General features: G+C 39.5%; 18 protein-coding genes and 1 pseudogene. 12 read left to right on the top strand and 7 right to left on the bottom strand.

The genetic code is table 11. The features are described from left to right. Position 1 precedes the first annotated feature (1 nt). Both L634_RS0110165 and L634_RS0110160 read right to left on the bottom strand, forming a co-directional pair. Positions 2-679 carry a response regulator transcription factor gene (locus L634_RS0110165; protein WP_026582361.1) on the bottom strand — a complete coding sequence of 226 codons (678 nt, stop codon included), beginning with the start codon at positions 677-679 and terminating at the stop codon, positions 2-4. Next, positions 679-2052: a sensor histidine kinase gene (locus L634_RS0110160; RefSeq protein ID WP_026582360.1), complete on the bottom strand. Its 1374-nt coding sequence runs from the start codon at positions 2050-2052 to the stop codon at positions 679-681. The genes L634_RS0110165 and L634_RS0110160 overlap by 1 nt, the downstream gene beginning before the upstream one ends. 157 nt (positions 2053-2209) lie before the next feature. Between L634_RS0110160 and L634_RS0110155 the strand changes: the two genes are divergently transcribed. The 5 genes from L634_RS0110155 to L634_RS0110135 all read left to right on the top strand — a co-directional run bounded on the left by L634_RS0110155 (position 2210) and on the right by L634_RS0110135 (position 6417). Beyond that, positions 2210-2443: a hypothetical protein gene (locus L634_RS0110155; RefSeq protein ID WP_026582359.1), complete on the top strand. Its 234-nt coding sequence runs from the start codon at positions 2210-2212 to the stop codon at positions 2441-2443. Positions 2444-2743: 300 nt separating this feature from the next. Continuing rightward, on the top strand, positions 2744-3418 hold the full coding sequence (locus tag L634_RS0110150) for a helix-turn-helix transcriptional regulator (RefSeq protein WP_026582358.1): 675 nt from the start codon (positions 2744-2746) through the stop codon (positions 3416-3418). A gap of 134 nt (positions 3419-3552) precedes the next feature. Next, positions 3553-4215 (top strand): L-serine ammonia-lyase, iron-sulfur-dependent subunit beta, encoded by a 663-nt coding sequence (gene sdaAB, locus L634_RS0110145; protein WP_026582357.1) that lies wholly within the window; start codon positions 3553-3555, stop codon positions 4213-4215. A gap of 29 nt (positions 4216-4244) precedes the next feature. Further along, a complete protein-coding gene (gene sdaAA / locus L634_RS0110140) occupies positions 4245-5123 on the top strand; it encodes an L-serine ammonia-lyase, iron-sulfur-dependent, subunit alpha (RefSeq protein WP_026582356.1) in 879 nt (292 codons plus the stop codon). 139 nt (positions 5124-5262) lie between these two features. After that, positions 5263-6417 carry a thermonuclease family protein gene (locus L634_RS0110135; protein ID WP_034262448.1) on the top strand — a complete coding sequence of 385 codons (1155 nt, stop codon included), beginning with the start codon at positions 5263-5265 and terminating at the stop codon, positions 6415-6417. A gap of 310 nt (positions 6418-6727) precedes the next feature. Here the strand turns inward: L634_RS0110135 and L634_RS34285 are convergent. The 3 genes and pseudogenes from L634_RS34285 to L634_RS0110120 form a co-directional block, all read right to left on the bottom strand. After that, a pseudogene (locus tag L634_RS34285) lies at positions 6728-6853 on the bottom strand (hypothetical protein); the annotation flags it as partial. Positions 6854-7143: 290 nt separating this feature from the next. After that, entirely contained in the window at positions 7144-7365 is a 222-nt protein-coding gene (locus L634_RS0110125; RefSeq protein WP_026582354.1) for a hypothetical protein, read from the bottom strand. 181 nt (positions 7366-7546) lie between these two features. Beyond that, positions 7547-9367, bottom strand: coding sequence for a solute:sodium symporter family transporter (locus L634_RS0110120; RefSeq protein WP_026582353.1), 1821 nt, complete (start codon positions 9365-9367; stop codon positions 7547-7549). Positions 9368-9588: 221 nt separating this feature from the next. Here L634_RS0110120 and L634_RS0110115 point away from each other — a divergent pair, with 221 nt between their 5' ends. From L634_RS0110115 to L634_RS0110100, 4 genes are all read left to right on the top strand, one after another. After that, complete coding sequence (locus L634_RS0110115; protein ID WP_026582352.1) at positions 9589-9963, top strand: hypothetical protein; 375 nt, start codon at positions 9589-9591, stop codon at positions 9961-9963. Between the two features lie 331 nt (positions 9964-10294). Further along, positions 10295-11014, top strand: coding sequence for a YebC/PmpR family DNA-binding transcriptional regulator (locus L634_RS0110110; RefSeq protein WP_026582351.1), 720 nt, complete (start codon positions 10295-10297; stop codon positions 11012-11014). A gap of 300 nt (positions 11015-11314) precedes the next feature. Further along, entirely contained in the window at positions 11315-13630 is a 2316-nt protein-coding gene (gene helD, locus L634_RS0110105) for an RNA polymerase recycling motor HelD (RefSeq protein WP_026582350.1), read from the top strand. Positions 13631-13788: 158 nt separating this feature from the next. Continuing rightward, positions 13789-13980: a hypothetical protein gene (locus L634_RS0110100; protein ID WP_026582349.1), complete on the top strand. Its 192-nt coding sequence runs from the start codon at positions 13789-13791 to the stop codon at positions 13978-13980. Between the two features lie 60 nt (positions 13981-14040). Here L634_RS0110100 and L634_RS0110095 read toward each other — a convergent pair whose 3' ends face one another. Then, a complete protein-coding gene (locus tag L634_RS0110095; RefSeq protein WP_026582348.1) occupies positions 14041-14634 on the bottom strand; it encodes a class D sortase in 594 nt (197 codons plus the stop codon). Then, positions 14634-15821, bottom strand: coding sequence for a processed acidic surface protein (locus L634_RS0110090; protein WP_026582347.1), 1188 nt, complete (start codon positions 15819-15821; stop codon positions 14634-14636). Before L634_RS0110090 ends, L634_RS0110095 begins: the two co-directional genes overlap by 1 nt. Positions 15822-16285: 464 nt before the next feature. Between L634_RS0110090 and L634_RS34280 the strand changes: the two genes are divergently transcribed. The 3 genes from L634_RS34280 (at position 16286) to L634_RS0110080 (ending at position 21470) form a co-directional block, all read left to right on the top strand. Beyond that, complete coding sequence (locus L634_RS34280; RefSeq protein WP_232233742.1) at positions 16286-17281, top strand: hypothetical protein; 996 nt, start codon at positions 16286-16288, stop codon at positions 17279-17281. Positions 17282-17343: 62 nt separating this feature from the next. Then, a complete protein-coding gene (locus L634_RS30945) occupies positions 17344-19677 on the top strand; it encodes a hypothetical protein (RefSeq protein ID WP_232233741.1) in 2334 nt (777 codons plus the stop codon). Between the two features lie 485 nt (positions 19678-20162). Beyond that, on the top strand, positions 20163-21470 hold the full coding sequence (locus L634_RS0110080) for a phenylacetate--CoA ligase family protein (RefSeq protein ID WP_026582346.1): 1308 nt from the start codon (positions 20163-20165) through the stop codon (positions 21468-21470). The last annotated feature ends 179 nt before the right edge of the window (positions 21471-21649 follow it).

Below are 21649 nucleotides of genomic sequence, written 5' to 3'. Positions count from 1 at the left end.
GTTAATCCTTTCCGGTCCACTTGTAGCCAACACCCCAGACAGTCATCAGATAGTCATCTGCCGGGAAACCGGCTTTCCTTAATTTTTCACGCAAATTGCGGACATGTGAGTCGATCGTCCGATCCTCAATTGACACTCCATAGCCCCAAACAGAGCCTATCAAATGATCGCGGGAAAATACTCTGTTCGGATTAGCGAGAAATAACTTTAGCATTGAAAATTCTTTAGGAGTTAAAAGAATTTCTTTATTCTTAAATAGGAGTTCAAAAGAATCTTCTTTTAATACTAGTCCTTTAAACGTTAATGTTCTTCCGTCAGCTTTGCTTCTTCTAAGAACCGCTTCGATTCTGGCAACCAGCTCATCTTCATCAAAGGGCTTCAAGATGTAATCATCTGCTCCGATATTAAGTCCTTTGACGATATCCGGTTTCTCGCTTTTGGCCGTAAGCATAATGATTGGAACGTCCCAAAATTTCTTTATTTCTCTGCATGCTGTCCAGCCATCCATATCAGGCATCATGACATCCAGAAGTATGAGGTCTGGAGTGTTAGATTCCAAGTATTGCAAAGCATCAGCACCTGAAGTTAATTTCACGCAATTGTAGCCGCGGGGCGTTAAATATAAAGAAATTAAATCAAGCATTCTTGTCTCATCATCAACAAGCAGTATCGTTTTCATCATTCTAAATCTCCCTTAAAAACCATTTCAAACTCAGTTCCTTCATTTTCTAAGCTCTTAACACTAATAGTTCCTCCATGGGCATGGATAAGCTCCTTTACAATGGCAAGCCCAAGGCCTGTCCCGCCAAGTGCCCTTGTACGCGATTTATCCACTCTATAAAAGCGGTTAAAAATATATGGCAATTCATGTGTGGGAATTCCTTTCCCTGTATCTTTTATTCTTATAAATATATGTTTATTAAACTGTTCTACAGCAACAGCTGTTTGATCACCAGGAGAGGAGTACTTAATGCTGTTGTCCAATAGATTAAAAATGATCTGTTCAAGGCGGGCCGCATCAGCATTTAAGAATATGCCCTCAGGACAATTCACCTCAAGCTGCATCCCATTTTCGATAAAGGCAGGGGCAAATTTCGCTTTTATTTTAATAGTGAAATCATGCAGATCAATAGGTGTTTTTTTTATATCAAAAGTATTTTTATCGATTTTCGCCAAATCAAAAAGGTTTTTAACCATTTCTGATAACCGGTTTGTTTCCTCGAGGATAATGGTTAAATACTGATTTCTTTCATCTGAAGTCAGGTTTCGCTTTTGAACAATATCGGCATACCCTTTTATATAGGTTAGGGGAGTGCGAAGTTCATGAGAAATGCTGGACAAAAAATCGCTGCGTTCTTCCTTTAGGTAGCTCAGGTCATTGGCCAATAACTGAATCGATTGGGCCAAATCCCCAAGTTCATCGTCTCCTGTTTTAGGAAGGGTAACGGAGAAATCGCCTTTGCTGATTTGCGAGGTGACTTCCTTCATTTTAATTAATGGCTTTGCCAGTGCCTTGGATAAGAAGATAATGATTGTAATGGTAAAAATGACAGCAATGATTCCAGCAAAAAGAAATTGTTCATTTAAGCGGGCAATGAGGGACTGAATCCATGCGGTATCCTGAAACATATAAACATAACCAATTATCTGGCCATCTTGTTCAATAGGACTCACAGTAGAAATATAATTCTCTTCCTGCCATTTGTCCCCGATTGTTTGCCCTTCTCTTGGAACAGATGGAATAGGTCTCTCTATATATTCCTGGATTTGATTGCTTTTGACAGAAGAACCAAGAATATCTTTATTCAAATTTGTTATGACAACATCTGTATTTGCTTCGGACTCCATCAAGGCTACATGGGAAATGGTATTATTATCAAAGTGCCTTTCAAGGATAGCACGATGCGAATTTCCCCTGGTCTGCAGGGAAATAAGCTCTTCTTCCACTCGTGATTCTACGAGAGTACTATGCAAAAAGAAAAACATAAACGTTTCAAGCCCGAACAGAATCAGGAAAAACAGCATACCCAATTTTAAGGAAAGCTTCTTCAAAGTTCTCACTCATTTCAATTCAATTACCTCTATTATATTCGAAAAGTTTGAAGAATCTATGCAGAAGCAAATGGATGTTTTAATCTTCCTTAGGGAAGGTAAAATAGAATCGGGTGCCGAATGCTATTATAAAGGCTGTTATTCAGGAGGGATATTAATGAGCAAATGCAAACTGGACCATTCACTGGAAGACGTACAAAAGAAATATGAACAGCAGGAACAATTCCTGCCAGATGATATGAAACGGTTATTTCAAACTTTTTTTCAGAAAGAGCATGCACAGGATTTATTAAATGAGGTCTTTCATCTTTTAAAAAAGTTTGACCTTGCATCCGACAAAGAAAAGAGCGAACGTTTAAACAGGCTATCTCTTGTATTAAAAAATGTATAATTTCTAAAATGCCAGGTCCCCCTGGCATTTTTCGTGTTTTAAGGATGTGGGCGGGATACGAAATTGAAATAGAGAAATAAAAAACACTTGCACTGTTTCTTGGCTGGGGGGCAATTGCGATATTCTGCTCCGGAAAAAAGAAAACGTAATGGGCAGTCTGCTTTCTAATAGCAGCCTGCCAATTTTTTTGTATCTATTAAAATTTTATTTTAATTCTTTTCATTTTATGTTATGATTCAATTATTGAGAAATATAGAGTAGTATAATAATGTAAGCGATTACAGAGGGGTGTGAAAGGAATTGAAGGGAAGCCATAGGCCGGTTTTTGATTTGGCGATCCGGACTGCCGATATGCTCGTAAGAATGTTTGGCTCACGCTGTGAAGTGGCTGTACACGATTTCAGCGACTTAAAAAAATCGCTTATCCATATTGCCGGGGATATAACCGACAGGAAAATAGGTTCACCGATTACCGATCTCGTGTTAAATGAATTAGCCAAGCATGAAAACGATGTTAACGATATAGCAAATTATAAAACACAATCAAAAAAGGGAAATGTCATGAAATCATCCACGATTTTTCTTCGTGATGATGAAAATAAGGTAATAGGGGCTCTTTGCCTAAATTATGATATCAGTCTGCTTATGCAATTTGGCGGGGAAATTGAAGAGTTTATAAGCTTTGATGATAACCATGCCAAATCTGAAAACTTTTTTAACACTGTCCAGGACGTCATCCACGAAATGGTTGAGCAAGTCCTTCAGGGGTTCAAAAAAGCGCCTTCGCTTATGACGCTCGATGAAAAAGTTGAGTGTGTAAGACAGCTTGAGGATAAAGGCACTTTCCTTATTAAGGGAGCAACAGACTATGTAGCTTCTGTTTTGGGCGTGTCGAAATTTACAATTTATAATTATCTGCAAAAAATCAGGACCATCAATGATCTGCATCCCGAAGCAGTTTCGGAGCATAAATAAGGAAAGTTTTTTCTGAATGAATATAATCAATATAGGCACTGTGAAAAATATTTTAATCTTAATATAAAACTGTTACAATTTACTTTTGCCGCTAAAAAATAGAGTATGAACAATAGAGTAAAGGGGCATACAAAATGAAATACAGATCTGCGTTTGATATTATCGGTCCGGTTATGATCGGACCATCAAGTTCACATACAGCTGGTGCTGCGCGAATTGGCCGTGTTGCCCGCACCCTATTTGGCAAGCAGCCAGCTAAAGCTGAGATTTCCTTATATGGTTCTTTCGCAAAGACATATAAAGGCCATGGCACAGATGTGGCGATAGTTGGGGGAATTCTTGACTTTGATACTTTTGATGAGCGTATCCCATCTGCCTTGCAGTTAGCAGAAGAGGCAGGGATTGAAGTTATTTTTACAGTCGAAGAGACAGTGACAGACCATCCTAATACAGTAAGAATCAAGCTTACTGAAGGAGATCGCGATCTCGAGCTAGTCGGAATTTCCATCGGCGGAGGTACAATTGAAATTACGGAGCTGAATTCATTTGAGCTGAAATTGTCAGGTGAACACCCTGCCATTTTAGTTGTCCATAACGATCAGTTTGGTGTTATTTCGGCTGTAACGAATATCCTATCTAAACACCAAATCAACATTGGACATATGGAAGTGTCCCGTAAGGAAAAAGGAAAAATGGCGATCATGGTTATTGAAGTCGATCAGAAGATAGACCAGGAAGTGATGGCCGAGCTGGAAGGGCTTCCGAATATTACGCAAATTATCAGGATGGTTGACTAATTGTCGCTGGGCATCAGGAGGGAAAACGTATGCTATTTAGAAACGTTGCCGAGCTTGTTGAGCTCGCTGAAAATAAAGGGGTTAAAATCGCTGAAATTATGATTCAGCAGGAAATAGAGGTTACTGGCCGGACACGTGAAGAAATTATTGAAAAGATGGACCGTAATCTGACAGTTATGGAGCAGGCAGTTGAGCGCGGCCTGAATGGAGTCACATCAGTTACAGGCTTAACAGGAGGAGATGCAGTCCTTCTGCAAAAATATATTAAAAGCGGTAAGGCATTATCAGGCAATATTTTATTAGATGCCGTCAGCAAAGCGGTCGCGACTAATGAAGTAAATGCAGCAATGGGAACGATTTGTGCAACACCGACAGCAGGTTCTGCCGGAGTGGTGCCAGGAACGTTGTTTGCTGTAAAAGAAGTGTTGAATCCAACACGTCAGGAAATGATTGAATTCCTGTTTACTTCTGCTGCGTTTGGTTTTGTGGTAGCAAATAATGCTTCTATCTCAGGGGCAGCAGGCGGATGCCAGGCTGAGGTTGGCTCTGCAAGCGGTATGGCCGCTGCTTCCATCGTTGAAATGGCTGGCGGCACACCAAGCCAGGCAGCGGAAGCTATGGCCATTACACTGAAAAACATGCTGGGGCTGGTTTGTGATCCAGTTGCTGGCTTAGTGGAAGTTCCATGTGTGAAGAGAAATGCAATGGGTGCTTCCAACGCCATGACAGCAGCTGACATGGCACTTGCCGGAATCACGAGCAGAATCCCATGCGACGAAGTGATCCATGCCATGTTCCAGATTGGCCAAACAATGCCATCTGCCCTAAGAGAAACGGCTGAAGGCGGATTGGCTGCTACTCCGACTGGAAGAAGACTGCAGGAACAAATTTTCGGTAAAAAGAAATAACTATCTTAAGTAATATCGTTGATGACACCAATTCTGATAGAGGATTGGTGTTATTTGATTTATTCCATAAATCGGATGTAGTTGATGGGACGTTTTTCGATATACTTAACAAGGATTTTAAAGGGGAGAGAATAAGAGATTGAAGGTTTTAAGCGGGATTTTTATTACTACTGCCATATTATTTATGTTGGTTTTAAGTCTGGCAGCGCCGGCAGCTTTAATCGGGTTAGCGGTTTTTTTTATTGGGTTATTTCTAAACAAGCAGTACCGCCGTTATAAAACCAATTTTAATAAATCCGGCTGGATTATGGCAGCTGGGCTATTTTTGTCCATTGTATTGGCTGTTGCATTGACAGATACGACCGATACAGCAACTGATCCGGAAATAGAAGACACTTCTAAACACGAAGAATTAATGGAAGAGCAGAAAGCCGGAGAAAAAGCACAAGAAGACAAGCTAGCTGAGGAAAAGACCAAGCAAGAGGAAGCGAAAAAGCAGGCTGAGGAAAAAGAAAGACTAGAAGCTGAAAAGGCAGAAAAAGAAAAGCAAGAAGAAGAGAGACAGCAAAAGGCAGAGGTAAAGAAAGCTGCCAGTTTGGGGCTTGAGCTCGTAACAGTTGGCAGAGCAGTTGATGGGGACACGATTGAAACATCAGATCGGAAAAAAGTCCGTCTGATTGGGGTAAATACCCCGGAGGCGACAACAAGGGTTGAAGAATACGGGAAGGAGGCAAGCCAATATACTTCGTCCCAATTAACAGGGAAAAAAGTATGGATGCAAAAAGATGTTTCCGATACAGACCGCTATGGGCGTTTGCTAAGAATCATTTGGCTGGATATCCCTTCAGATGATATGGACGAAAACGAGATTCGCACCAAAATGTTCAACGCCCATTTAGTTTTGAATGGCTATGCTGAACCCTCCACCTATAACCCGGATGTAAAATACAGCGAATTCTTCAGAAAATTTGGCCGGGAAGCAAGAGATGCCAATAAAGGTCTCTGGGTGTATGGTAAAGAAGGTACAACCAGAGGTGATCTGGATTCATCCGCTGGCAGCAGCAGCGATGCCAGCGGATCATCATCTAGTTCAGGGGATCCAAGCACTGCCGGCGGGTCAAGCTCCAGCAGTAATTCATCCTCCAGTGAACCAGCTTCTTCAGGAACTGGTTCTGAATCTTATAAAAACTGTACGGAGTTAAGAAAGGTATACCCAAACGGTGTTCCATCGACACATCCTGCTTATGAAGCAAAACATGATCGGGATAAGGACAATTATGCCTGTGAACGATAGAGAAAAGCAGTCCGGCTCTTTTTTAAAAGCCGGATTATTTGATTAAGCTATTCATTTCTTGTCTAATTTTAGATTGAAATCTCAGGCAGCGTATTATTGTTAGCTGAAATTCAGCGTTTCTTCGCTAGATTTCTTAATTCTTCGCTAATTTAAGATGTTTGTTCGCTAATTTAAACAATTTGTTCTCTAAAATAGCAGTTTATTAGCTAAGTTCACAATATAGTTAATCTCTTCCAAGCTAAGCAGCCTTTTATTTCACTTTTATCCAATTCAAAACAGCCTGCATTCTAATTGCAGGCTCGTTTCTGTATTATTTCCATCTAATATTCTCCATTACAAAGCCGTTTTCCGGTAATGTAGGCATACGAACCAGGCTATAGATTAAATTTTGGATGGGAACTTCGAACTTAATTTTATTAACAAGAAAATGAAAACTTTTATCATGAGGGATTTGTTCGTTTGGTGGCATAAGTGTATATAGCTCCTTTAAAACATTCTATTTTGAATAATTAACAGGAATTTACGTGTTTAAACCTTAGCAGGCAAAAATTAAATAGGCTATATTAATGCCCAATGTTGATTATGCCGGAGCAGAAGGAGCGCGCCTCCCTTGAAAGCCCGGATTCAAAGGGCGCCGAGGAGTGTCGGAGCGCCAGCCTGAAGCGAAAATAACAGGCAAGGTTAGCAGAGCCATTAAATAAAGAACACTGGCTATAAACCAGTGTTTTAGGATGTCCTTCTATGGTAATCATTCAGTTTGATGAGGGAGCCTCTTTTTATCCAGTAATGAAAGTTCTCTGCAGGAAAAACACCCCGGCCGCTGGATCGGTCCATTTGAATGACAACACTGTTAGGTGTTACCTCCAATATCTTAAGGGTCTGGGAACGGCTAAGGTTGGGAGCAAAACAGCTCTTAATTTCAAACTGCATATCTTTATCCAGGTTCAATGATTACACCTCCTCATAAAGGTATTGTTACTTTATAGGATTGCCACTTCATGATTTTCTATCCATATTTTGGCCTGTATAATTCAAATTAAAGCTCAATTTTACCTTCAAAATGCAGATGGAGGTGGATGAATAGAAACTAAAAAATTCCCTTCAACAGCTGCTGGAGATTTTCTAACGCCTATTTATTAAGCTGTGATTTCTTCATGTTTACAGCCTGGAGTGCGAGCTTCGCGCATTTGCTTTCGGCCATTCCTGAGTTTTGTATATTCAAATAGTTTTCATATTTCTTAGCCCAAACCTTAAGTGCAAACCAGTATAGGACAGCAGTAATTAACACAATTCCTCCTATAATGGCCCAAAAGGCAGGAGATACAATCCCATTGTCATATGCAAGGCCGATCGGAGAGAAAGTTACAAAAGTGATGGCTACAAGTGAAAGGAGAACAATTGATAGAGGAAGAGCATATTTCCAAGGGACCATCACTACTTTGGGGTCCGCCTTAAACCGATAGGCGATTTCTCTTGGTTTTATTTTTCCGATGACCAGCATGATAGCAGCCTCAATGGCAAACATGATGGCATAGATATGGATAAAATGAATTGGCACAGTATGGCCAAATAAATGCCCAGTTCCCCATACAAGCATATAATAGGTGATCACATGAAAGATTATAACGACCTTGGCAGCAACAGCAGGAACGTATTTGGTGAAAATGCCAACAAGGACAATCACGATAATTGGGATATTAAAGAATCCTGTGAATCTCCTGATTAAATCCCATAAGCCATCTGAAGCGTTCATTAGCATAGGGGAAATGAATAAGGAGACAATGGCAAGCAAGGTTCCAAACCATTTGCTGACAGTAATCAGTTTCTGGTCATCCGCATCCGGATTTATACGAGGTTTATAAATATCAAGCGCAAACAAGGTTGCTGCACTATTTAATAAGGAATTAAAAGAACTGAAAACAGCTCCGAGCAGGACTGCCAAGAAGAACCCTGATAAATATGAAGGTAATACATCTGAAATTAACGCAGGATAGGCCAGGTCCACTGATTGGAGAGAATCACCATATAGATGAAAAGCTATTACCCCTGGAATCATCATAAACATAGGAACAAGAAGCTTATACACTCCTGAGATCAGAACGCCTTTTTGGCCTTCAGCAAGATTCTTTGCCCCTAATGTCCGCTGAATGACATATTGGTTGGAAGACCAATAAAATAGGTTTGCAAAGATCATACCCGTAAAAATAGTTCCAAACGGTACAGAGTCATCTTTTGAGCCTATCGAATTCAATTTTTCAGGATGGCTCACGGCAATTTCCTTCATTCCTGAAAACATATTACCTTCACCGAGAGCGATGAAACCTAATACAGGCACAAGAACGCCGATCATCAATAACCCTATCCCAGTGATTGTATCGGAAACAGCTACGGCTTTTAAACCGCCAAAAATGGCATAAATAGCGCCAATAATTCCGATAACCCAGATGACCAGCCAGACTGACGACACATAAGAAAGCCCAAACAGTTCAGGTACATCGAATAATTTTAGTACTGCCAAGGCACCTGAATATAGCATAGAAGGAATTGTAACAAGTATGTATCCAAGCATAAATAGTATGACTGTATATCTTCTGACTCCTTCATCAAACCGCTTGCTTAAAAATTCCGGAAGTGTCGTAAAGCTTCCGCCCAGATATTTTGGAAGAAGGTAAAGAGCCATAATAATGATGGCAAAAGCTGCAGTTACCTCCCATGCCATATTGGATAAATTTGTTCGATATGCCTGTCCATTCAACCCGATTAGCTGTTCAGCAGATAGGTTTGTTAATAAAAGAGAACCTGCAATAAATCCTCCCGTCAACCCACGGCCTGCTAAAAAGTATCCAGCAGAATTACTGGCTTCCCCTTTTGTTTTCAAATACGCGATCCAAGCAGCAAAGCCCATAAAAAAAGCACAAGAAATGAAAGTAAACCAGATAGATTCAAGCAAATACTATTCCCCCTAAAGTTTTTAAAAAGTAAGATTTATTTATCCGTTTTTTGCAATCTAAAACATGTTATAGATACAGAAGGCTGGTCTGCGAGCCATAAATTAATTTGTGGCTCGAATTTGTTATTTTCAAATGCAGTCATTTGTAACGAAATATCCACAGCTTTGAGAAAACTGGAAATGATAAAATGAGTCTAACAAAATGACGGGGAGAGATTATAATGGAGGAGCTTTTAAAGCAGGTGCTGGAAATCAACAATGATATTAAGAATCAGCTGATCCAAATTGACAAAAACGTCAAAATGCTTGAACATAGACTGAATCGCCTAGAAAAGGTTGACAGCATAGAACATCGTGTTATGGTAAACCAAATAGATTTGACAGATATTAAGGAAATTGTTGAAAAAATGGATTCTTTCCAGAGAGAAGAAATGAAGGATTTTTTGGAGATCATAAAAGAGACTGCACTAAAGCAAATGATATGTGAAGAAATTCATCAAATCCATCTAAGGCTAGATGCACAATTGACGAAGATTGCTAAAAATGAAGAAGCGATTCTTATGATGGAAGGCAAAATATCATCCAAAGCTGTCTAAATATAATCCATTTTGGCCTCTTTTGTTAAGAGGTTTTTTATTTTGAAATTTTTAGGATTGCTATTGCTAAAAAGACGATGATCACTCAGGAGACATTTTCATATGGCGATATAAAAAAGAAGGCGGGTATATGGCCATAATGGCAGAATCCCAGCTAATTTCATTTTAAGAATCCCCTTGATTCCTTAATTATTGCAATTGAAAACATATACTCGAAATATCCCCGGCACTTAATGTATAATAATGGGGTATGAGATTCTTCAAAGTGAAGAAGAATTCCAATACATATAATTGATTTTTATAGATCCAAAGTTGAAAGAGAGTGGGACATATGGGCCGTAAATGGAACAATATTAAAGAAAAGAAAGCTTCAAAAGATGCAAATACGAGCCGTATATATTCCAAGTTTGCACTTGAAATATATGTGGTTGCCAAACAGGGCGAGCCTGATCCTGAAGCAAACCAAGCTTTAAAATTTGTGCTTGAACGAGCAAAGACATATAATGTGCCAAAGAATATCATCGACCGTGCGATTGAGAAAGCAAAAGGCGGAGCAGAGGAAAATTATGATGAGCTTCGATATGAAGGATTCGGGCCGAGCGGCTCCATGCTAATTGTTGATGCATTGACCAATAATGTAAACAGAACTGCTTCAAATGTTCGGGCTGCTTTTGGAAAAAATGGCGGTAATATGGGAGTAAGCGGATCTGTATCATATATGTTTGATTCGACAGCGGTAATAGGTGTAGAAGGCAAATCTGAAGAAGAGGTGCTGGAACTCTTAATGGAAGCAGACGTGGACGCCCGGGATATTATAGAGGAAGATGAAACGGTCATTGTTTACGCAGAGCCAGATCAGTTTCATGCGGTTCAGGAAGCTTTTAAGGGAGCGGGCATCACTGAATTTACAGTTGCCGAATTAACAATGCTTCCTCAAAATGAAGTAACGCTGGATCCAGACGCTAAGGAACAATTTGAAAAGCTGATTGATGCACTTGAGGATTTAGAAGACGTTCAGCGAGTTTACCATAATGTTGATTTAGGGGAATAAAAAAGAAAAAGGAGTCTACATTAATTTAATGATAGACTCCTTTTTTAAATGTTAATGTATCATATAATAATATTATGTAAACAAGTATTTTAAATAATTATGCGTCCTGATTTAAAGACACATGAATAATCAATTATCTACATAAAAATGTTGTGAAGGCATACATGTCATGATAAAATGGTAAACGCGGTTCATTATTTTATCTATAATAAATTAATGAATTTATCCCTATTATAATATTAACACACCAAAATAGGGATGTCAATGTAAAGACCGCAATTTTTTTCGGGGAGTGGTTTTATGAGTGAGTTGCAAAACAAAGCTGCAGAACAGAATAGAGTAGATTCAATTATTGACTTAATCAAGGTGAAGAAAAGCTCCTACATGGAAAAGACTCAGAATGTTGGTTCTCAGGCACTGGAAATACGCCAAACGTTTTGGGATGATGTAACAGTCAACCTTGATGAACCTGATGATGTTATTGAGACTTTTACCAGCATCAAGCAACAGGCAGAATTGCTCTCCGAACGTGAAAGAAGCAAGGGGCATTTGGATAAACAGCTAAGAGTGCTTGGCCGGCTTGAAAAATCGCCATATTTTGGGCGCATCGACTTTAAAGAGGAAGGTGAAAGGGTAACGGAGCCGATTTATCTGGGCATAGCTTCTTTTATGGATGAGAGAGATGAAAATTTTCTCATATACGATTGGCGTGCTCCCATTTCAAGCCTTTATTATGATTACTCGCCAGGTATGGCTGAATATCGGACACCAACCGGAACGATTCACGGTGAAATGACTTTAAAACGTCAATTTATCATAAGAAATGGTGTAATACAAGGAATGTTTGATACAGGTGTAACGATTGGGGACCAGATGCTTCAGGAGGTGCTTGGAAATCAGGCAAATTCTCAGATGAAGAGTATCGTTGCGACCATCCAAAAAGAGCAGAATGAGATCATTCGGAATGAACGCAGCAAAATTCTTGTTGTGCAAGGTGTTGCAGGCAGCGGTAAAACGTCCGCTGCACTTCAGCGTGCGGCATTCCTTCTATATAGATACCGAGATACTTTAAATTCCGAAAATATCATGCTTTTTTCACCCAATCCGCTTTTCAATAGTTACGTAGCGACAGTCCTTCCAGAGCTCGGGGAAGAAAGCATGAGACAAACAACATTCCAGGAATATTTAACACATCGGCTTGGAGATGATTTTCAGGTAGAGGATCCGTTTACACAGCTTGAGGAAATCCTTACATCCAGTGATGATTCAATAACACAAATAAGGATGAAAGGAATCAAAGTAAAATCCGATTTAAATTTTAAAGAGAAGATTGATCAATATTTGCTCCATTTATCTGAAGGGGGTCTTGTTTTTAGGGATATCGTTTTAAAAGGGAAGGTCCTCGTAACAAGCCGGCAAATATCTGAACAATTTTATTCGCTCGACTCTTCCAATCCGATTCCGAATAGGATTCAACTTCTTCAGGATTGGCTTCTGAGTCAGATTAGACTACAGGAAAAGAGGGAACGCAAAAAGGAATGGGTAGAAGAAGCGATCGGCTACCTGGATAAGGAAGTTTATTTGGAAGCTTTTAAACAGCGCCAAAGAAAACAAGGGGAAGAGGATTATACTTTTGACGACCATGAGATGGAAGAAAAATATTTGGCAAAAATGATTGTCAGCAAAACATTCAAACCCGTTAAGAAGAAAATAAAACAGTATAAATTCATAGATATGCCTGCTATTTATGAGAGTTTCTATAAGCATTTTTTAGGAAGAACTTCTGATAGCTGGGATGAAATAAGCAAACAAACCATCAATAAAGTAAAAAATGCTCAAATGCCTTATGAAGATGCAACCCCTTTTTTGTATTTAAAGGATAAAATTGAAGGCAAAAAATCCAACACTTCAATCCGACATGTATTTATTGATGAAGCGCAGGATTATTCTGCATTTCAGTTTGCATATATTCGCGAACTTTTCCCGTATAGCAAAATGACGCTCCTAGGAGATATAAACCAGGCTATTTATTTGCAGCAGGACGGCAATTCAACCATTTATCAGACTGTCGAGGAATATGAAAAAGAAACACTCCTGCTCATGAAAAGCTATCGTTCAACTAAACAAATCGTAGAATTTACACGAGGCATAATTCCAGGCGGAGAAAATATAGAAGTATTTAATCGCAGCGGAGACCAGCCCGTTGTAGTTAAAACTGGCAGCAGAGAAGTCCGTAATTTGCAGCTTCAGAAGGAAATTGAAACACTTAGAAATAAGGGTCATAAAACCATAGCAGTTATATGCAAAACAGCCAAGGAAAGCCAAGAAGCTTTTGCAATCTTAAAGGAAAAAGTAAATGCAAGGCTAATTGAAAAAGGTACGGTTTCCTATGAGGGCGGTATTGTCGTAATACCATCCTATCTGGCTAAAGGGATTGAATTTGATGCGGTCATCATCTTCAATGCTTCTGAATACAGAAAAGAAAGGGAAAGGAAGCTCTTTTATACAGCCTGCACCAGAGCCATGCATAGCTTAAGGTTACTCTCACTTGGCGAAGATTGTCCATTTATAGAAGAATTGGAAGAAAGCACTTATAACTGTGCTGATATTAGTTGATATTTGTCGAATAGCATTTTGCTAGCAATTGCTATAAATATGCTGCTCATCTCCCTATCCCTTTTTTATCAGGGTTTTGAATCTGCCCGTTTTAAAAAATTATTAGTTTAGATCCTCCAAATACGGGAAGATAAATAGCGAAAGGAGAGTTTGACAGCATGAAGTCGTATAAAATTATTTATACTTTTGAAAAAGATGTAGCAGTTACTGAAGCAGTAAAAGCAGAAAACAAATCCGAGGTAATTGGAAAAGTTAAGGATCTGGAAGGATTCGTTGAAATTACAGATTCTGATGATAAATACCATCGATTTGATTTTGCAGACGTAAAACTGGTGACAATTACTGAATAAAAGGAAGGCCTCGAGGATAGGCCTTCCTTTTTGTTTTTCGCTTAAAAAAGCGGAGGAATTCTATTTTCTTACTAAATCGCCAACTAAAATATAACGCTGTGGTGCATCCCCAATATAATCAAAAGGGTAACAGGTAGTAACAGTCAGTGTAGCTCTCGGTTTTGGCACAATAACGGTTCGATCATCTGCATCAACAATCCGTACTTTTCGTACTTTGTACGTAAACTCTCCTGCAGAAGTGTTTACAACCAGCAAGTCGCCTACTGTAACATCGCCCAGTTTACGGAATACCGTATCACGATGGCCTGAAAGAACCGAATTATCATTTTCACCTGGAAGGACACTTCCTGCAAAATGGCCAACTCCTTTTTCCAGTTCATCTTCGTCAGTTCCGTGAAAAATGGGAAGGCTGGCAGATATTTTTGGTATGGTAAGTTCCCCAATCTCTTCCCCAATAGAAGGTCGTTTAGGGTACAAGGCAGATTCCTGCGGATTTTGACTTTTCACGTCATGTAGCAGGCTTTGTTGCTCAATTGGTTTTTGGTCACTTTGGGCAGTGGTTTTATTAGCAGGGAAAAAGGGCTTTATATTCGATATAACCAGCCAAATGCCAATAATAATCACGGCCAGTCCAAGAATTTTTTTAATTTTGATCACGCAGACTTCACTTTCCGTTTACGAATAATGACTGCCCCTAATAAAATCATAGCGACTCCTCCAAGTGCACCTTCTGTATAGTTTCCGGCAGTATTTGGCAGCTTTCCGCCTTTTATAGTTTTTATGCTCTTTGGAGCTGGCTTTGCTTTAACAGGTCCCTGTTTTTTTATAACAGTTTCTGCGTGGTCTAGATCACCAGCTGTGTCTTTAATTAATTCTGAACTGAACATATCAGCAGTAATAATGATGTCAGCCAGAAATACGCTTTCAGTATTGTATAGTTCAATTAGAAGGTCATAGCCATTGGTTTCTTCCAAAGCAATCATTTCTTCTGTTTTTAAATGACTCTTTTCCCCTTGATCATTCACCAGATAAAATTCTGCATTTAGCTGAAAGAGATCCATCATTTCCTGCATAATGCTAATAAGCTCTGCTATTTCTTCTTCAGTTAGGTCTTCAGCGCTTTCGAAATCGCCAAAAGCCATTAAGCGGTTTTCAAGGTCCAGCATTTTGTCAATAAAGGCTTGGTCTTCTAAATCCAAACTTAAAAAATGTGTCATTAATGCTTCAAGCTCTTCCTCAGTAAGGCCAATATCGGCTAACATTTGAGTCAGCTCATCTTCGCCTGGCATTTCATCAACACCAAGATAAATGGATACCATGATGTCAAGATCTTCAATATAATCGTAGTTTTCCAGGGAATCTTCATTTTCTTCAAGCAGTGCATTTAGTTCTTCCAGGGTAAGATCGTAGTCTTCAAGGAGCTGCTTAAGTGTTTCATCATTAATTTCCGTGCCTGTATATGTTAGAAAAGAAGCAGTAACATCCAATGCATCTATGTATCTGAATACCTTACGAACATCCTCAGTTTCTTCCATTTCACCATTTTCCACAAGCAGTGCAATTAATTCTTCCTCGTTCACAAAACCATAATCAGTCAATAGCTGCTGCAGGTTTTCTTCCGTAATTGGCTCACCAAGGAACTCTATTAATTCTTTGATCGTATCAAAATCTTCAATGCTATAATCCCAAAAATACTCTAGATGATCATTCAAACCTTCAGCATCCCAATTTGTTTCTTCCAAAAATGCATCCAGGTCCTTCTCGTTTGGAGCTGCGTAGCCTGCAAGAGGGAACGAACCGAATAATAAAATAGCCATTAAGAATATTTGCAGTTTTTTCAAGGGTGATTCCTCCGTCGTAGATAATAATTTCTAGAATAATATAAGGTAAAAAATATTTTTCGGATAGAATTGTTATTCAGAAATTTATCGGATATAATATTAGGATTTTTTATTAGGAAGATTGGACTACAAAATGCTGATTTTAAAGGGGATTACGCAAGGGGCATAAAACAATTTACTCTGAGAAAAATGATAATTTCCTTCTTTAACCATATTTGCCTGCATTTTTATAAAAATAATTTAATCGCATTTCTGCAAATTTAACAATTCTTTCTTATACCATTCGTAGTTCTAAAATAATTTCCTGCATGTAAAGTCCACTTAATGCCACACATTACTAAAAAAGCCTTTAAAGAATTTTAAAATTTTGCCAATGAGGTATTGAATAAAAGGGTTAAAATGTGTAAAATTACACTAATTGTAGAATTTGGATGAAATTTCATTTGATGCCAAGAGGTGATGACATGGACTCAAAAACTGAAGCATATCATAAAAGTATTTTCCAATTTGAACTGGCAAAACTTAAAGAAAAAGAGTATCTATCAGAAGAACACTTTGAAATCACTATGAATGCTCATAAAAAGTATTACTCAGACTTGGAGGAGAAAAGAATGGCAGCAGCTCATTCTGCTGCGCAAACTGAAAAGGATAATCAGCCGACTAAGCAGGCTATAAAACCTGTAAAAAAGAAATTATCCACTGAAGAAATACGTGAAAGAAATATTTCGTGGCTGCTGAATGTTGGAGTAATCCTGCTTCTGATCAGCGGTCTATTTGTCGCAACAAGCAACTGGGAAACGATGGCCAACTGGATGAAGAGCGGTTCGATTGCTTTTGTTTCGCTTCTTTTCTATGGAATGGCTTATTTATCTAATAAAATCTTAAAAATTGAGAGAACCTCTTTTGCTTTCATTGTTCTCGGCAGTTTATTCCTACCAATCTTTATCTTATCGGTTGGATGGTTTGAACTTCTTGGCCCGTACTTTTCTTTCAATGGAGATGGACGGTTTATTCTTGGAGCGGCAGGGAGTTTTCTAATTGTACCGATATACAGTTTCCTTGCCCAAAAATTTCGTTCGCGTTTTTTTGTTTGGTTTTCATTTATCGCATTGACCACTGGTGCCGGTTATACCTTGGCAGCATTCAAACTTGAAAGGGACGGCTTTTATTTAGGGATCATGCTTTTTAATGCTATGCTTGGAGCAGCTTATCACCGGATTAAAAAACGTGAAAACTTTAAATTATTTTCAAAGGAACTGGTCTATTTTGCACAAATTAATTTAGTGCTTTCAACGATTTTGATGCTTGCTTTCTTTAATAGCCATGTTTTTTACAGCGTAAATATTCTGGTGACTGCAGCCGTTTATTTATCGATGGTCTTTGTTACCGGCAAAGAGGAATATCATTTTGTTTTCAGTTTGCTGATTGTATATGGTGCTTACCAGAGCATTCTATTTTAGATGCAGCGGGTCCGGTAATCTATGCGCTGGTTGGAGCAGGCTTTCTGCTGGTCCCTAATTTATTGGATAACCAATATCCTTGGAAGCATGTATTCAGGATTACGAGTGCGGCTGTCTCTATCTTGGTGTTTCTCTATATTTCGGCAGAAGGAATACTTCTTAAGATAAATGAACCATCGGCTGCACTGCTATTAGCCTATATCATAATAGCGACCCAGTTTATCCATCTGGCAAAAACAATGGCTAATGGGCTTTTTGCTTATTTGGCTCCCATCTTTATAGCTTCTGCGCTTTATGAAGTTTTCCTGATGATTAACCAGATACTTAACTTCAATCATTTTACTCTGCCAATATTCTTTATCGGCTTCTTGCTATTTATAAGTTTTGGCTATTTTGTGAAGCATCCGCTATTAAATGTTATAACACTGAGCTCCCGCGATGTAGGGAATGCTATTATGTTATTTTCTGCACTGATATCTATTGGCCTCCTTGATTGGCTGGAAGCTGGTTTAATGCTGTTAATTTTCAGCATTGCAATGTTACTGATGAATAAAGAGGAAAAAAGGGCCTTCTATACGGAATCGATCCCATGGGCCATACCTTTATCGTTCGGGTTTGCTTTTATGTTCTTCGGAGAAGAAATGAGGAGGAATTTTTCCTTTTATCATGACGCATTGGGAATGACTATGAACACAGTTCTGGCAAGTGCTGTACTCCTGTTTATAACTTTCGTTTTAAAAGCAAAAAAAGGGGAAGCGCGAAATTCTTTTTTCATTGCCCAGGGCTTTTACACAATTTCTATATTTTCTGCAATCGTTTTGCCTATCAATGAAGTCTGGATGAGGCCGGCAGTGCTTATGGGCGGAGCAGCTATGTATCTGTTTCTATATCATGCTATAAAACAAAAATGGGTCCCGTTTACCTCAGCAGCAGTTTCTTTGCTCACATACCTTTCTATTTTAAATGGAGTGGCACAATTAGGATTTGACCTTCAATTCTTCCTGTGGATTCAGCTTCCGTTTGGCACGTGGGTTCTCCTCATAGCTTCTTTCTTTATATTAAAAAGGGACGCAATTTTGGCAGGAGGCTTTTCATGGGTTGGCCATATTTTCATGCCTATTTCATTGTTCCTCACCCTTATTCTGCATGGTGAAGACAGCCAATGGGCATTTGCAGTAGCAGTTATTATTTATTGGATCAGCTCAAGAGTCCCGAAAAGCGAATGGAAAGTGAAATTCTTCCTTTACAGCTCATTCCTTGCACTCTTCATGGCTGTCCTGATGGGGATGGATCAAGTATGGGATAGCGGTTTCAGTAAGTATGCCTTTCTTCTTGTAAGCTGCTGCATATTTGTTTTTTGGCTATTTGCTGAGCAGGCTGATAGGGAAAGAAGCGTATACTTTCTTATTCCATGGTCTGTGCTTGGCATTTTGGCATTTTTTTCAGCTTATCCATTTGGATATTCGACCTTTTTTATCTTAATAGTATATGCGGTTGGATTTCTAATCTTTTTGCATAAGTTGAAGCTGGATTTATTGGCAGGAATTCCGCTGGTATTCATTTATGCTGGTACGATGAAGTTTCTGTTTATAAATCAGCTCTCAGCCGATTATAAAGTTTTAGTTGCGGCTGGCATAGGGTTAGTACTGAGCTTTATCGGCAAATCCATATACAGCGGGATATTCCTAATTGAAGGAAAGAAAAGAGAGGCAGACAGCTATACCTTTACAGCCTTGTTGTTCTGTCTTTCAATGTATCTTATCCCTGTAGCGTCTTTATGGGCAAAGGCACTCCCTGGCTTATTAGTTAGCATGCTCGTCTTCTTGCAGCGTCAGAGAATTGCCTCCCACTATTTCTGGCTGCCAGGTTTGCTTTCTGGAGTTATTTTACTGGATCCTTATTATACGGTATTACGCAATGTCGAGATACCATTACTGATAGCGAGGGAACTATATGTGCTGCCATGGGTTGCCCTGATTATTTTTGCAAAGAAAACACTTAAAGGGAGATACGGAATGCTGACTAATAGGCTACAGTGGATTGTCCTCATCATGGTTTCCTTGCTGCTTGTACAGGATGGTCTTACAAGCAACACAGTATATGATGCGCTGATTGTCGGTACACTTTCGCTCCTATCTATGCTGGCAGGTACTTTCTGCAGAATAAAATCATATTTCTTTGTCGGGTCAGGTGTACTTCTGCTAAACGTTCTTCTGCAGACAAGGCCATATTGGGGCAATCTCCCTTGGTGGGCTTACCTTTTAATAGCGGGCTCGCTTCTCATCACCATTGCCAGCTATAACGAATGGCAGAAACAAAAGACAGCCAAAGGAGAAGAAACTTTTCTATCGAAATGGAAAAATAGCATTGTGAAGAAATTAAAGGAATGGCAATAATAAAAGCCCGCGATCCCGCGGGCTTTTTGGGGTTTTTTGAATGAAGGAATTGCTTTTATATAACCTCTTTGGAAATCGGTGCAGTAAATAGTGTTAAAGCTGTATTGATTTAGCACCGTGTTAATTGGAGCTGGAGGCACGAGATCCTTACTCATGCGTTCGTATTTCCTCCGCAGGTTATTTACTCGGGTAAGCTTAATTAAAGTCCAGCCAGAAGAGCGAATACGGGGGAGACCCCGCGGTTCGCCTGAGCGTCCGCAGCGGAAGCCAACAATGAAGTGTAGACAAACCCATACACTAAAAGGTGCTAATGTTATTTAATTTTTTCATTAAAATAAATTAGTAAATTTTCAGAAAATAAGTTGACTTTTTCCTATTAACACGGTATCTTTGTGTTAAATATATGACACATATTAAATATAACGATATATAAACGTTATATAAAATATTATTCTAAAATGATAATGAACCTGGGAGGTCTTGCCTTGATTCTGCATGATGTTGAAACGGAAAGCCGCGATTATATAGAAAAGCTGCAGTTGAATCGGCTCAAGCAGACAGTGAACAGAGTATTTAACAAAGTGCCTTTTTACCGGAAAACGTTTTTGGAAAGTAATATTACACCTGAAGATATAAACAGCCTGGATGATATTGAAAAGCTGCCATTTACCGTTAAAGCAGATCTGCGTGAACATTACCCATTCGGGCTTTTTGCTGTGGGTAAAAAGGATATTGTCCGGCTTCACGCTTCCTCAGGTACAAGCGGAAAGCCGACTGTTGTCGGGTATACCCGCAATGACATTGAAATGTGGGGCAATCTCATAGCCAGGGCCATCACGATTGGAGGAGGACTTCCGGGTCAGACCTTGCATAATGCCTATGGATATGGTCTTTTTACCGGGGGTCTGGGGCTCCATTATGGAAGTGAAAAGCTTGGTATGGCAACCGTCCCTATATCTGGAGGGAATACAGATAGGCAAATTATGCTTATACAAGACTTTCAGCCTGAAGTCATTTGCGGAACTCCTTCCTATATCTTGAATCTGGCTGAAAAGATGGAATACCAGGGGATCGATCCAGCAAAGACTTCATTAAAGTATGGCATTTTCGGCGCTGAACCTTGGTCGGAAGAGATGAGGAATACTTTGGAAGAAAAACTAGGAATTAAAGCATGCGATATTTATGGGCTTAGTGAAGTGCTGGGGCCGGGAGTAGCCATGGAGTGCCATGAAGCCCAAAATGGGCTTCACATTGCCGAAGACCATTTTTATGTAGAGGTTATTGATCCTGCAGAAATGAAACCGCTTCCAAGTGGTGAAGAAGGAGAATTGGTTTTCACAAGTTTAACCAAGGAGGCTTTTCCAGTGATTCGATATCGTACCGGCGACATAGCCTCCATTTCGAAAGAAAAATGCCGGTGCGGCCGGACTACTATTCGCATGAGCCGTGTAAAAGGCCGGATAGATGATATGCTGAATGTAAATGGAGTTAACGTTTTCCCTTCCGAAATTGAGCGATGCATTTTGCAGATACCGGAACTCGCTCCGCACTATCAAATTCATGTGCTTCAAGGAGGAAGCTTAAAATCGCTGGAACTTCACGCTGAATGGAGCGAAGGGTTTTATCGGAATATGAAAGAAACCGAATTGGTAAAAAAGAAAATTCATCAAGCGTTGAAACAGCATTGCTTTATCAGTATCGGGCTTGAAATTCATCCGCTGAATGCCTTGCCAAGATCGGAAGGCAAAGCTGTACGTATTGTGAATCGCATAAAGGAAAATACGGTTACCTGAAGGCGAACTTAGTTTACCTGGCTGAGTTGATTGGAGCGGAGGGTACTTGACTCCGCGAAAATGGATTCGTATTTTCTTCGTGCGGGAATAGAGGGAGGTAAGGGACCCCACTGGCGAAGCCGGGGAGGCTGCCATCTCTCCCCGCAGCGGACATCAACGGGCAAGATATATAAGCAAAC

Origin of the sequence: Bacillus sp. J33 (assembly GCF_000518885.1) — a bacterium.
Classification (GTDB): Bacteria; Bacillota; Bacilli; order Bacillales; family Cytobacillaceae; genus Cytobacillus.
Note: the sequence above shows the minus strand (reverse complement) of the source record. Positions and strands in the feature narration are given on the sequence as shown.